The organism is Kitasatospora sp. NPDC004272 (assembly GCF_053603035.1).
In genome coordinates, this window is the sequence record NZ_JBSGET010000185.1 from 1 (window position 1) to 13,300 (window position 13,300).

Below are 13,300 nucleotides of genomic sequence, written 5' to 3' on the forward strand. Positions count from 1 at the left end.
CGCGCACATCCAGGGACTGGGGCGACCGCACAACGGTCCCGACATCGCCTCGAACGTCCTGTGCCGAGGTAAGAATTTCTTACCTCCGCGGCGCGGGCCCTTCAGCGCACGGCCTGGATTGCCGCCGACGTGCTGCTACAGGTCGACTCCAGCGAGCCGGGCGGCGGCGTTCAGCTGCTCCAGCACCGCGGCCGCGGCCTGGCGGGTGACCGGGTCCTCGTCGTCGAGCAGCAGCCCGACGAGCTCGGCGGCGGCCGCGGCCACCGGCACCGGAACCTCGACGGTGCGCAGCTGCAGCAGCCGGGCGGCGGCCCGGCCGCCGGCGGTGCTGAGGACTGGGTGGTCCGGGCTGCCGCTGCTGCCCGGATTGGGGATCAAGGCGGTCAGACCTGCGCCGAGGCCCAGTGGCCGGGCGGTGGAAGAGGAGCTCACCTTCCGATCAACACCGGCCTGGGTGCCGAGGTCACGGCCGGAGGGGTAGCCCGGGCGGCCGCCCGTACGACTGACCTGGTTCCGGGAGACAGGTGCCGGGACGGCGGAGATAGATCATTTAGGGGTGAACGCAGATCGGCCGTGATCTGTCTCCGTGCACACCATTTGCCAGATAGATCTGTTTTGTCTATCTCCCGATACCCCTGTTTTGCCTGGTAGGAGGGTTCTCCGGCCTCATCTGTGTCTACCTGTGTCCACCTGTCTCTCGGGACGGAGAGAGGTGGGACAAGGGGCGTCCCAGCACTGTCCCACCACCGTCCCAGCAGGTCCGGTTAGTCCGTTTTGCTGGGACAGTCCCAGGCTGTTTCCCCTGGTGGCAGCGGTGCGACTTGGCCTGGGACAGGGCTGGGACATCCTGCTGTGAAAGGTGCTGACAGTTCGGGGCCGGCGGGGTCGGAAGCCGATCGGGCCGTTGCGCAGCACCATAGCCGACCGCGGGTGCAGCAAGGGCAGCCTTGCTGCACCCGGCCCTGCCGGTTCGGCGCGCTGCACCCGTGGCGCTGCACCCAGGCCGAGGCCGCGGCGCTGCACTCAGGCGCCGCCCTGGTGCCTGGTCCGCGCTGCGCAGCGGGACCACGACCAGCGCCTGGTGCAGCGCCGGGACCGACGGCGCTGCAGACTGCTGCGCAGCGCTGGCCGAACGGTGGTGCAGCGCGCTGCGGTGCAGCACGCTGCATGGACGACACCGAGGCGTGGGTCTGCGCATGCGCAGCGAGCGCTGCACGGCCCTTGTTGCGCCCCGGGGAGAAACGAGCGAGGGGCGCGGGCTAGCATCCCGACCATGAGTTTCTCCCCGGGGGATAACACGGTGTTGGAGCCGATGCTGTTCGGCGCGCCTACGTGCGAGGTGTGCGGCGGCGAGATGCCGGAGCGCAAGGGCACGGGTCGGCGCCCGAAGTACTGCTCGAAGCCGTGCTCGTCGAAGGCCGACCGGCAGCGGGAGAAAGAGCGCCGGCAGGCCCTCGCCGAGGCCGCGGCCGCCGCCGAATCCCCCCGGGGAGAAACGGGTGCGCGCACCGAGGACGTCCTGCCGCCGCCGGACTTCCCGCTCGACGAGCAGCAGGCGCAGCTACTCGAAGCCGCCGCCGAGCTCCACCGGCAGACCAGGCTCTTCCTGCTCCAGCTCGACCGGGCCGCCCGCAACACCGACCCCGACCTGCTGCGCAGTGCCGGAGCGGACATGCGCGCCGCCGCGTACGTGCTCTCCGCCCGCCACCGCGAGCTCGTCGGCCACCTGCTGGAGAGCCACCCCCTCGCCCCGTCGGCCCCGGCCGGGCAGGCGGCCACCCCCGGCGTTGCGCCCCGGGGTGAAACCGCGGACGTGGAGCGGATCGCCGCAGCCGTCGGCGCCGAGCTGCTCGCCGCGACTGCCCCGAACGAGAGCGGCACACGCCCCGCCGACTCCGGCCTGGCGGTGCCCGTCGAATCGCCCCGGGGGGAAACCGTGTCCCTCGCCGCCGGTCCGGAAGGCGCTCAAGGCACCCGCACGCCCGGCGTTGCTCCCCGGGGTGAAACGCGCGCCCGGCCCGCGGGCCCGGTGCCGAGCCCTGCCGCGCCCCGGGGAGAAACACCGGCCGCTTCTGGCATCGGCCGGGCGGCCCCCGCCCAGACCGGGGAGCGGCTGCGCTCGCTGGTCGACCAGCGCCTGGCCCAGCAGGGCTCTGGCACCCGCGCAGCGCTCGCCCCGGCTGCCGCCCCGTCGACCGCGCCTGCGGTGGAGATGGAGGAGCCGGCCGCGACGGTGAGCGTGCCGCGCGACCCGCGGCTGCGCGGCCTGCCCCGGGACATGGACGTCAGCATCCCGCTCGAGGAGCGGACCTTCGGCTACAACTGGCAGCTGGCCGGGTGGACGGTGCAGCCCGACGTCCTGGTCGTCCTCGGCGAGGGCTACCAGGTCGGCTGGGTCGAGCGCGGTCTGGACGGCGGCGACGGCTGGGTGGCCGTGTACGAGGGCTACTTCCTCGGCGATGCCGCCACCCAGCAGGCCGCCTTGCATGACACCCCCGAGCAGGCCGCCCGCATCATCCACCAGGCCCACGTCCACAACCTCTGACGGGTGCTCGACCAGGTTCTCGCGGCCCCCCGCCGCCGTCCGCTCGCCCTTGCCCGTGCGGAGGCGAGCCGGAAGTGGGACAGGCGGTACACCGTGGAGCAGATCTGCCCCGTCCGTGCCGCCCGGCCGGGGCGCGGTGCCTAGGATGGCGGCCATGCCGAGCAGCGACTCCTCCGCTCCTGTCCACGACTTCGGCCCGCGGCCGGACGTTCCGGCGTGCGACTTCTGCTCGCGGCCCGGCGCGGTGGTTTTCTTCCGCACCGTCGAGTTCACCCTCGACTTCGACGGCATGGAGTGGATCTCCGGCGACCGCTTCTACGCCTGCCCGACCTGCCGCTCCCTGGTCGACGCCGCCGACTGGCCCGGCCTGATCGCCTACGCCGAGCTCGGCCCGCGCGGCACCCGCGTGGTCGAGGGCTTCCGCGACCACCACGCACCCGGCGCGGTTGTCTTCGAACCCGGCACCAACCCCGAACAGGGGCGCTGACTTACACCTCGTCGTCTGGCACCTGGCCGACGGCCAGGGCGTGGTCGATGAGCTGGCCGACCCGGGGAAGGTCGGCGGCGAGGTCGCCCAGCACGGTGCCGGGTGCGGAGGCGGTGGCGGCGCCGATCGCGGCCAGCGCGACCCGCTCGGCTGGCCGCAGGTCCATCGTCCCGGTGCCGGGCCGCTCCTGGGTGAAGGCGGCTACGTCGAGCTCGTAGAGGAGCTCGCCTTCCAGCGGCCCGTCGCGGTCGAGCACGATCTCCCGGGACAGGATCCGCTCGACGGCCCGCGCGTACCGTTCCAGGCAACGGCGGTTGTCCTCGTCGTCTTGGCGCTCGGCCAGCGTCCGGATCCAGGCCGCGGCGCGCACGCCCGTCCCGGCGGCCTCGGCGATCGCCTCACGCTCCGGGCCGTTCAGGCCGTCGTAGTCGGGGCCGTCGTCTTCCGGCTCGCCGCCGAACAGGATCAGGTCGAGCGTGCTGGTGGTGGTGTTCACCCGTGCTCAACCGGCCGCGGCCGCCGCCGGTCACGGCCGGGCGGGGCAACCTTCCGGACAGGGGGCCGGTGCCCGGAACCCCGCTGCGCCCTGCGGGCGGTGGACAGCGCCAGCAGCACGCCCTGCCGCCCGGTGGACAGGCCGCGCGGAAGGCCGGCGGAGCCGACGGCCGGTGCATTTCTCCTGGACATCGGCGCGTTTCCCCTGGACAAGCCGCCCGCCGCACCCGCGCCCGGCCGTGCCGGAGCTCGTCCCGCGCCGGGTCGGTCCGCGGCCGGTTGTGGTGTCGGTCACGGACATACCGGGAGGACAAGGCCCTTGACCGGGGCAAATCGGGCGGGACAACCGGACTGGACAAGGGGGTTGGCTAGACGCCGGACAAGGGGGTGATGTGCAGGGTCGGCCGCATCCGGGCGAGCGCCCGGATGCCGGGCCGGCCACCGCGCCCGCCCGGCCTGCTATCTGACGGAAGGCCACCTCGATGTCCACCACCCCACCCGCCGCCCCCGTCCCCGACGACGACGGCCAGGCCGAGCAGCCCGAGTTGCCGGTGTCGTCCGGCCTGGGCAACACCCCCGCCGACCACTCCACCGCCACCTCCACCGGCCACTCCACGCCCCCTGCTGCCGAAGACGGCGTTTCCGCAGCTCAGGCACCCCGGAGAAGGGGGTCACGGCCCGGCGACAACCCTTTGGTCCCTGCTGTCGAAGACAGCGGGGACCGGTGGCGGGCCAAGTCGACCGCACCGGTGCGGCGCGGAGTCCTGATCGCCCTCGCCCTCCTCCAGCGGGCCACCGCCCGGGAGCTGTGGCACCTGGTCCTGCCCCACCAGAAGGCGGACAAGGCCACCCGCCAGGCCCTGGTCGACCTCGAAGCCGCCGGACGGATCCGCGAGGAGCTGCGCCTGCCCGACGGCCGCAAGCTTTGGTGCCTGACCCGCGCCGGCCACCGCGAAGCCAAAGGCCTCCTCCCGACGGGTACCCGGATCTCCGCGCTGCGCCCCGAGAAGGATGGCCAAGGCACCTCCTACTCCGAGCACGCCCTGGACGTCGCCGCCACCGCCGGCCTCCTCGCGAAGTCGGGGATCGGGCACCTGGAGGCGTTCACCACCGAGGTCGAACACGCCGTCCCCGGCCGCCGCACGCTGTTCACCGACCTGGTGCTGCGCGACCCCGGCGCCGACGTCCCGCTGCTCCTGGTCGAGGTCGACCGCGAGAACGAGAGCGCCGGTGCCCTCGCCGACAAGCTCACCGGCTACCGCGCCTGGTGCGAGCTGCCCGCCAAGGGCGTCCCGAAGGCGAAGCTCGCCGAATCGCTGCGCGCCCGGGGAGCGCGCACCCACGAGCTGCGGCTGTGGCGCGCCCGCTACCTGGACACCGGCCGCGAGGGCCTGCCTGCGGTCGCCCTGGTCTTGGTCCCCGGCCGCAAGCGCCCCCGGCCCGGCAGCAAGCCGCCCACCGAGGAGGACAAGCGCGAGCAGGACCGGCGCGACCACCAGCGGCTCATGGCCCGCGGCCGCCGCGTCGAAGCCGCCACCGAGGCACTCTGGTCCCCGCAGCCGTACTGGGGCGACGGTGTCACCGCCCGCGACTACCACCGCGCCCTGCCGGTCGTCGCCACCACCTTGGCGCTGCTGCGTGCCCGCGGCGCCGACGCCGCGGTGTGGCGCCGCTTCGGCCGACCCGGCTGGCACACCCTCACCCAGGCGCTCGACAACCCCGACGGCGACCAGCTCCTCGCCGCCCAGCGCGCGGCCGCCGAGCAGGCTCGCCGCGAACAGCAGATCGCCGAGCGCGAAGCCGGCCGTCCGGCCTGCACCCGCTGCGCCGCGAAGTTCACCGACGCGCGGTGGGCGGAGAGGGAGCGGACGTTCTGGGACGACGGGCTGTGCGGGTCCTGCCGTCAGGCCGACGCCGAACAGCGCGAGCTCCGCGAAGCCGCCGAGGCGGCCGAGCAGCAGCGCGCCGTCGAAGCCGCGGCCGCTGAGGCAGGGCGCGGCCGTGCCTGGTGGCGCCGAAGCTGACCGGCCTGCCGCCGCCCCGGGGCCGGTGAGTTCGGCATCGGCCCGGTGAGTTTCGCCTGCCGCAACCTTTCCATCGCAGCTCAGAGCCGGTGCGGTGCGACAGCGGCGCAGGCCTGCGACGGGCAGCCGGCTGCGACTGCGACCCGTGTTGCAGCCAGCTGCGACCACCCGGTGAGTTTCGCAGTCGCAGGCCGGTGAGTTCGCTGCGACAACCGGTGAGTTTCCGGTCGCCGAAACTCACCGGCCCAGGTCACAGCGCTGCGATCCCGGATCGCAGCACGGCCGATGCCGCGGCGGAGCAGTGGCCGGCCCGCTGGGGCCGCGCTGCTCTCGGTAGCCTGGCGCGGTGCTGACATCGAGCGAGCGGCGGAGGTGCATCGCCTACATGGAGGCCGTGCTCCTGGACGACGAGGCCGGCAGGGCGGCGCTGCGCGTCGACGGGCCCGGCGAGCGGCCGCTGGCCGAGGTGCTCGCCGACTACGGCGACGCGATCGTCCAGGCGGTCGTCGTGGCCGCCTTCGGGATCCACGACGGCCTGGGCCCCGAGCAACTCCTCGCGGCCTCCGACCGGATGCGCGCCGATCCGGGTGCCCGGTACGCGGCGCTGTTGGGCGAGAGCCTGCGCATGTGGTCCGCCACCGCCACCGGCACCGCGGTCGACGCCCTGGCCCGGGTCGTGGCGGCCTGCGTCATGTACAGCGAGCCCTCTTTCACCCCGGACGACCTCCCGGACCTCCTCGCCCAGATGCGCGCCGCCGAGGACCAGGCCCCGCCCGGAACCTGACGGCCCGCCCGATCCGCCCGCGGCCGCGGCGGAGGGCGCGGTAGCGTGCCGGGGTGACCGAGAGCCGAGAGCTGACGCAGCCGCGTACGACGTGGGAGTACTGCCTGTCCGCCGCCGACGAGCTGGCCTGTATCCGTTCCTGGCCCGACACCGGGCAGCAGCGCCAGGTCGTCGTCCTGCTCGCGGCCACTCTCGCGGGAGGAGCCGACGCCGCCGGCCTCACCGGCGCGTGGGTCGCCGACCTTCCGATGGACGGCATCGGCGGTGCCCTGGACCTGCTGCAGGTCGCCAAGCGGCTGGCGGTGCGCGCCGTCCAGCCCCCGCCCGGCCTCGGCGCCCAGGAGTGCGCCGACCTCCTCGAAGCCGACCAGGAGAGCTACGCCGAGATCCAGGCCCTCGCCGAAGACGTCCTGCGCCGGCACCTGGACGCGACCCGGCCGGGCCCGGTGGTGCCCACCGTCCGGGAGTGCGCGCAAGAAGTGATCGCCGCCCGCACCCGGCGCCGGGTGGCCCTGGCCCTGGGCATCGACGACGAGGACTGACTCCGGGTTAGGGGCGGGCCGCGCGGTAGCCGACGAGGGTGTCGAGGGCGGTGTTTGCGGCCGCGCGCCGCTCGGCGGTGGTCATCAGCTCGCACTCGCGGTACATGCCGTCGGTGCTCGCGCCCAGGCCGGCGCGGGCCAGGCGGCGGAACTCCGCACTGGCAGCGCCGGGCGCGCCCGGGTCGGTCAGCTCCGGCGGCATGTCGCCCACCAGCTCGATGATCGCCCCGCACGCCAGCTCCACCAGCCGGGCCGTGGTCACCGGGTCCTCGACCAGCAGCGTCAGCGCGACGTCCTGGCAGGAGAGGCAGGCCGCGAAGGCCGCCCCGGTGACCTCCTCGAACAGCCGGCTGTCGGCCTGCCAGCCGCCCGGCTGCGGGATCGCCTCCAGGCCCCAGCCGGGGTGCTTGTGCTCCGCCCCGGGCTGCTGCCGACGCTCCCTACCCGGCTTCTGACGCCCCACGACGATCCTCCCCTTGCCCGCCCGGACCCGGCCAGTCCACCAGCACCGTAGCGGCCCGGTACGGCCCTCGGGACGGCTACGGTCCAACCCACCCGATCGGGCGCTCCTGCCCGCGGCGCGTCGGCACCTTGATGGCCGCACCGGATGGCACGGGGCACCTTGATGCCCGCCCCAAGCCCTGGGATGGACACCTTGATGGTCTTCCAAGGTATCGACGGGAACCTTGGAGGCCGGATCACGGAGAAATAACGCCACAGGTCAAAGCATTGGTGAGCGGTGCCGGACACCTTGATGGCCGCACCGAAGCCCCGGGGCGGCCATCAAGGTGCGCACGGTGCGCGATCAGCCGGCGCCGGGCAGGGTGAGCTCGTCGAAGCCGACCGGCTCGGCCTGGCGGTCCGCCAGCGGGTACCAGACCTGCCCGCTCGGCCCGTACTGCTGGAGGTCCTCCAGGCTGGCGGCGGCGGCCGGAACAGCAGCGAGCATCTTGGCGACGTGCCGGTCCTGGGCGTGCAGCTGGAGTTCGTCGACCCGGTTGTCGAAGCCGACCCGGCCGGTGCCGGTGAGGACGAACAGCAGCCGCGGGAAGCGCACGTACCGGCGCTCCCACAGCGGCACCCGGCCGTCCTGCTCGGCCGCGATGGTGCCCGCGCGAATCCCGGCCGGGAGCGTCTTCGTCGACCAGTAGCGGGCGTAAGTGTTCAGCTTCGACGCCAGCCGCTCGGCGCCCATCGTGCCGCGGTCGACCTCCACGAACGCCCGCAGCCGCACCACCCCGCCGTCCGGTTCGCCGACGCCGTAGAACAGCAGCCCGTCCGGGCGCACCGAGCCGTCCCGGCCCTCGGCGAAGCGGTGGGTGACCTCCGGGATGAAGTCGAACGGCCCGTACCCGTCCCCGCGCGCCCGGGCATCGGCCAAGAACGCCAGGTGCGTGCTCACCACCGCCAGCTGGTGCCACAGCGTGTACTTGAACGCCGTCGCATCCCCCGGCATCCGCGGCGCCGGCACCTCGGCCAGCTCGGGGAACGCCGCGGCGATCCGGGCGCCGTGCTCGGTCAGGAACCAGCCCTTCGCCCGGCCGGACTGCGGCAGCACCAGCTCCGCCACCAGCCCCTCCTCCCGCAGCCGCCGCAGCCGGCCGCGCATTTTCTCGATGCTCCGGTCCGGGGCGAGCAGCTGCCGCAGCTGCTCGGCGGTGGCGATCCGGAACTGAAACAGGGAGGCGAGCACCGCCCAGGAGATCTCGACCTCCCGCGCCTCGCTGTCCGGCTCCGCCCCGGTCCGCGCCCTGCGCCTGGTCGCCCTGGTCGTGCTCGTCGTGCCGGTCATCACGGTGCCCTTCGACGGGCGCGGGCTCGGGTGCTCCGCGCGGTCGCCGAAGGGAACCCCGCACACCTTGGCGGATCCCTTGGCGATCCACCCCCTCGCGGCAACGATCACGTAACGGCCCCAACCAAGGTGGGGCGTCAAGGTGTTCACCAACCTTGGTGGACTCCTTGATGGCCGGCCTCCAACCTTGGAGAAGGGCCCGGCCACCTCGACGGATGCCTTGGCGCCGAGGCCGGGCGCCTTGATGCTGCCTCAACGGTCAGGGTCGGCCCCGCTGGGCGGGCCGCCGGGCAGGACTACAGCTCCCAGGCCCCGGACCGGGCCTGCGCGGGGTAGCCGATGGAGTCCCACACCGCGGCGTTGACGCCGTGCTGCTCCAGGTCGGCCAGGCGGGCCGCGCCGGCCTTCACGCCCAGCAGCGTCAGCATGTGGGAGACCATCGGGTGGGCGTCGGCGATGGCCTGCAGGTCGCGCAGACGGCGACGGGCGGCCTGCTCGCCGGTGTCGGCCAGGACGAACAACAGCCGCGGGAAGACGGGGTAGCGCTGCTGCCAGGCCGGCAGCACGCTCTGCGAGTGCGAGGTGCGCCGCAGGTGGGGCGGGATCGGGTGGTGCTCGTGGAAGCGGGCGTAGGCAATCAGCTTGGCGGCGAGCTTCTCGCTGGACATGGTGCCGCGGTCGACCTCGACGAACGCCCGGTACAGCTTCCGGTTCGGCCCCTTCTTCGAGTAGTGCAGCAGGCCGTCGGGGATCACCGCCCCGCCCGGGCCCTCGCCGAAGCGGTGGTAGACCTCGGGCAGGAAGTCCAGCGGCGCGCACTCGTCCCCCTGCGCGCGGGCACCGGCCACGAAGGCGACGTGGGTGCGCACCACGGCCAGGACGTGGCCCAGGCGCAGCCGCGCCGCGCTCTTGTCCTCGGGCAGCGGAGGGGAGGCCACGCCCTCCAGCTCGGGGAAGGTCGCGGCGATCCGCACGGCGTGCTCGGTCAGGAACCATGCCCGCAGCTTCCCGGCCTGCGGGAGGACGACGCTGTCGACCAGGCCCTCCTCGTGCAGCCGGCGAAGGCGCCGCCGCATCTGCTCCGGTCCGGCGTCCGGGGTGTGCAGGACGCGCAGCTGCTCGGCGGTGGCCATCCGGAACTGGTACAGCGCGGCGACCACGGCGTGGTCGATCTCGGGCGGCATCGCCATCGAGGGCTCCTTCAACGTCGGTGCCCGCCGCCCTGGTGGCAGCGGGCACCGCATGGAAGCCCGCGGTTCTCACCGGATTTCTCACCAGGGAAGGCCCCGGCGGCAACGATCCGACAACGGGTGTTCTCACCGGTCCGGCAACCGGTGGTGAGAACCGGTGCGCCAACCAGCGGCCGCCCCTCCCGCCCGCCGCGCCCGAAAACCGGGCGAATCCGCAGGTCAGAGCGGCTGGTTAGAAGGCGTCAAGGCGGAACTCACCGGCCCGACAACCCTTCCTTCCTTCTTCTTTGTCTTTGTAGTTGTAGTGGCAGTTGTCGTTGGTCGGTAGGGTTCGACGCCTGCGGCGGGCCCTTTTTCTTCTGCGTCCGGCTGGTGCCGGCCGCGCGTGGTGGGGGCGCGGGGCGCGGGCGGCCCTGGAGGGCCGCTGAAGGGGCGAAGACGGCTCCGCCCGCCGCGTTCCTCGAACACGACGGGCAGAGCGGTCACAGACGCCTTAGAGCGCTCCAGCGGGCACGGCGGGCCGGGCGGGTCAGCGCCAGTCGAGGCCGAGCGCGGCGAGCTGGTCGAGCTGAGCGCCGGTCAGCTTGGCCCGGCGGGTCTTGGTGTTGGAGATCCACACCCCCAACTTCACCTCGACGCTGCCGCCCTCGCCGTCGGGGATCTCCTCGACGTGGCCGCGCGCTACGGTCACCGACCCGGTCCGCTCCCGGTACTGGGCGAGCGCCGCCAGGCCCCGGTCGAATGCGCTCACCTTCCCGCCGGCCTTCTTCACCGCGGCCTTCTCCTGTCCGGCCGGGGCCGGAAGCGGCTCGACGCCGAGCGCGGCCAGGCGCTCGCGCTGACCGTCCATCAGCCCGCGCCACACCACGTGCTGGCGCTGCTGCTCCAGCCACCGGCCCACGTCCAGGCCGTGGATCGTCACCCCGGGCAGCAGGTCCGCCAGGCCCGCCCCGCCATCGACGCACTCGGCCACCGCCGCGTAGTGCCGCTGCCACTCCATCGGCCACGCCGGGTTCCAGTCCGGGTCGATCTCCGCCAGCGCCTCCGCCCGCTCCGGCCGCTCGGCCAGCGCGCCGGGACGGCGCTGGTTGGACAGCCACTGGCCCACCGGCTTGTCCAGCGCGGTGGCCGTCCTCGGCGCGGCCAGCGTCCGGTGCTGCCGGTAGTACTCCCGCGCGGCGGCCAGGTTCTCCTCCCACGCCGCGTCCAGCGGATCCCACACCATCCCGATCGACTCCAGCCGCTCGATGCGCTTGCCCGTCATCTGCCCGGCCGCGTACGCCTTGCGCTGTTCGCTCACCCACGATCCCAGCGGGTACCGCTGATGCGGGTCCAGCCCCGTCCGCGTCTCCTCGCGGTGGTCGAACGGCACCCGCAGGTGCCCCTCCCGGAGGTAGAACCGCTCCGCCGCGCCCCACCCCCGCGCCCAGTCCTGCCGCTCGGTGTCGATCACGTTGAAGCTGACCCACTGCGCGACCATCACCGGGTCACGCGGAGCCGAGAACCGCAAAATCATGCGGCTTTCCTTCTCGCCGTCCTGCGGCGCGGAGCCGATCTCCACCGACGGCTCCACGTCCCTCTTCTGCTCTACCTGCGGAATCGCCAGCAATTCCACGGCCTCTTCGTCGTGGGCCCGAAGCGCCTGCAACACATTCACCAAAGGCCGGTAACTCGCGGAAGTGAACATGTCCTCCGGGGCCTCCCCTGCTTTCAAAAAGACCGGCACGATCAACGACGCCAACTTCCCTTGATTCGGCTTCTGCCGCAGCGCCCGCCCGATCGCCTGCACGATGTCGTGCGGCGCCCCCTTCGGGTCCAGCAGCGCCACCGAGTCCACCGCCCGGATGTCCACCCCCTCACCCAGCACCCGGCAGTTGCACAGCACCGACCACAACGCGCTGCGCCCGAACTCTCCCACCGTCCGCTCGCGCCGCTCACCGGCGTGCTCGCCCTTCAACCAGCCCGCCCAGATCCGCTCCGGGTAGCGCTCGGGGTCCGCCTCGTGCAGCTGGGCCGCCATCGCCGGCAGGCCCTCGGCGAAGGCGTTCGCCTCGATCGTGCGGTGGTGGAAGGTGATCATCGACCGCAGCCCGTGGTCCGCCATCGTCCGCAGCATCGCGGCCTGCAGCGCCCCCAGCCGCTGCCCGCGGACCTCCTCCGAGCGCTTCTCCGGGCTCATCAGCCGTTCCGGGGTGACCACCGGGTCCGTCAGCTCCACCACGATGATCTGGTAGCGCGCCAGCAGACCCCGCTTGACCGCCTCGCTCAGCGGGAGCCGCCACGAGACGGTGCCGAAGATCTCTGGATCGTCCATGGACGCCGCCAGCTCCTCCGGCATCCGCTCGTACCGCTGCCCGGACAGGTCCCACGCCGGGGCCGGCCGCTCCTGCCACACCCGCGGAGTCGCCGTCGCGTACAACCTCCTGGCCGCCGGGATGCACTCCTGGTCGTGGATCCGCGCCCACTTCTTGCCCAGGCTGCCGCTGGTGCGGTGCGCCTCGTCCACCACCGCCAGGTCCAGCGGCTCCAACTGCTGCCCGTAGGCCCCTTGGAAGGCGTCCACCAGCACCCCGAGCGAGCTGTAGGTGGCGAACATCGTCACCGGCCCGCTGCCGTGCCACATCGCCAACCGGATCGGGTTCGTCGTGCACCGCACGTCCATCGACCACAGCTCGGGGTCGTCCTCCATCGAGCACACCGCCACGGCCGGCCCCGTGTGCCCGACCTCCCGCCACGACCGGATCGTCTGGGCCAGCAGCGCCAGCGTCGGCACCAGCACCAGCGTCCGCCCGCGCGGCACCATCCGCAGCGCCGCCGCCGCGCAGATGTACGTCTTCCCGGTTCCGCACGCCGCGTGGATCTGCGTCCGCAAACCGTTCCAGGGAATCGACCCGCCCGGCGGGATGTCCAGCGCACGAATGATCGCGTCAACCGCCTCGATCTGATGGTCGCGCAACTCGATGGGCATTGGCCATCCTTCCCGTGAATACGAGTGGGGAATTCTTGATCGCGCGAAGCCCGGGGAGGAGCCGAACACCGGGGGTGCTCCTACAGCCATGACTCTACACAGTGCATCATCCTGATGCACACTACTTGGCGGAAGTTTCAAGCCAAAGTTGATGCACGCCGAATCCGGAGTTGGAACGCTCCGCATGGTGGTACACTCCTTCCGTGGCTGCGATTTCTGGAGCGGAAGTGACGGAGGGTCAGGGTGGGCGGAGCGAAGCGGAGTCCACTGGACGCACCGGGGGTGCCGGCCGTGACGGGGCGTGAGCCGACGGGTCGTCCGAACCCGGGCATGGAGCGAGAATCCTGGGCCTACACAGTGCCGCACATGATGCACCCTCCCCGTAGCCAGCCGATCGGATTCCCGCTTGCGGGAATCCAGGAAAACCCGCGAAGCGGGTTTTCCGACCGCTTTTAGAATTCCGCTTGCGGAAT

11 protein-coding genes are annotated in these 13,300 nt (G+C 72.9%); 5 read left to right on the forward strand and 6 right to left on the reverse strand.

Going from position 1 to position 13,300, the window contains the following annotated elements; all coding sequences use genetic code 11:
• Positions 1-135 precede the first annotated feature (135 nt).
• Entirely contained in the window at positions 136-432 is a 297-nt protein-coding gene (locus ACWEO5_RS35090; RefSeq protein ID WP_452166165.1) for a hypothetical protein, read from the reverse strand.
• Positions 433-1,273: 841 nt separating this feature from the next.
• Here ACWEO5_RS35090 and ACWEO5_RS35095 point away from each other — a divergent pair.
• Complete coding sequence (locus ACWEO5_RS35095) at positions 1,274-2,545, forward strand: hypothetical protein (RefSeq protein ID WP_452166166.1); 1,272 nt, start codon at positions 1,274-1,276, stop codon at positions 2,543-2,545.
• 154 nt (positions 2,546-2,699) lie between these two features.
• Positions 2,700-3,032, forward strand: coding sequence for a hypothetical protein (locus ACWEO5_RS35100; RefSeq protein ID WP_452166167.1), 333 nt, complete (start codon positions 2,700-2,702; stop codon positions 3,030-3,032).
• A 1-nt stretch (position 3,033) separates the two neighbouring features.
• On the opposite strand, the gene ACWEO5_RS35105 is transcribed toward ACWEO5_RS35100, so the two are convergent.
• Positions 3,034-3,528 (reverse strand): hypothetical protein, encoded by a 495-nt coding sequence (locus ACWEO5_RS35105; protein ID WP_452166168.1) that lies wholly within the window; start codon positions 3,526-3,528, stop codon positions 3,034-3,036.
• A gap of 481 nt (positions 3,529-4,009) precedes the next feature.
• Here ACWEO5_RS35105 and ACWEO5_RS35110 point away from each other — a divergent pair, with 481 nt between their 5' ends.
• From ACWEO5_RS35110 to ACWEO5_RS35120, 3 genes are all read left to right on the forward strand, one after another.
• Positions 4,010-5,551 (forward strand): replication-relaxation family protein, encoded by a 1,542-nt coding sequence (locus ACWEO5_RS35110; RefSeq protein WP_452166169.1) that lies wholly within the window; start codon positions 4,010-4,012, stop codon positions 5,549-5,551.
• 346 nt (positions 5,552-5,897) lie between these two features.
• Positions 5,898-6,335 (forward strand): hypothetical protein, encoded by a 438-nt coding sequence (locus ACWEO5_RS35115; RefSeq protein ID WP_452166170.1) that lies wholly within the window; start codon positions 5,898-5,900, stop codon positions 6,333-6,335.
• A gap of 53 nt (positions 6,336-6,388) precedes the next feature.
• Entirely contained in the window at positions 6,389-6,877 is a 489-nt protein-coding gene (locus tag ACWEO5_RS35120; RefSeq protein ID WP_452166171.1) for a hypothetical protein, read from the forward strand.
• A 7-nt stretch (positions 6,878-6,884) separates the two neighbouring features.
• Here the strand turns inward: ACWEO5_RS35120 and ACWEO5_RS35125 are convergent, their stop codons facing one another.
• From ACWEO5_RS35125 to ACWEO5_RS35140, 4 genes are all read right to left on the reverse strand, one after another.
• Entirely contained in the window at positions 6,885-7,340 is a 456-nt protein-coding gene (locus ACWEO5_RS35125) for a hypothetical protein (RefSeq protein ID WP_452166172.1), read from the reverse strand.
• A 342-nt stretch (positions 7,341-7,682) separates the two neighbouring features.
• The gene (locus ACWEO5_RS35130) at positions 7,683-8,669 is read right to left on the reverse strand and encodes a replication-relaxation family protein (RefSeq protein WP_452166173.1); all 987 of its coding nucleotides are present in this window, start codon (positions 8,667-8,669) and stop codon (positions 7,683-7,685) included.
• A gap of 296 nt (positions 8,670-8,965) precedes the next feature.
• Complete coding sequence (locus ACWEO5_RS35135) at positions 8,966-9,859, reverse strand: replication-relaxation family protein (RefSeq protein ID WP_452166174.1); 894 nt, start codon at positions 9,857-9,859, stop codon at positions 8,966-8,968.
• A gap of 529 nt (positions 9,860-10,388) precedes the next feature.
• Positions 10,389-12,827 carry a Helicase associated domain protein gene (locus ACWEO5_RS35140; protein ID WP_452166175.1) on the reverse strand — a complete coding sequence of 813 codons (2,439 nt, stop codon included), beginning with the start codon at positions 12,825-12,827 and terminating at the stop codon, positions 10,389-10,391.
• Positions 12,828-13,300 lie beyond the last annotated feature (473 nt).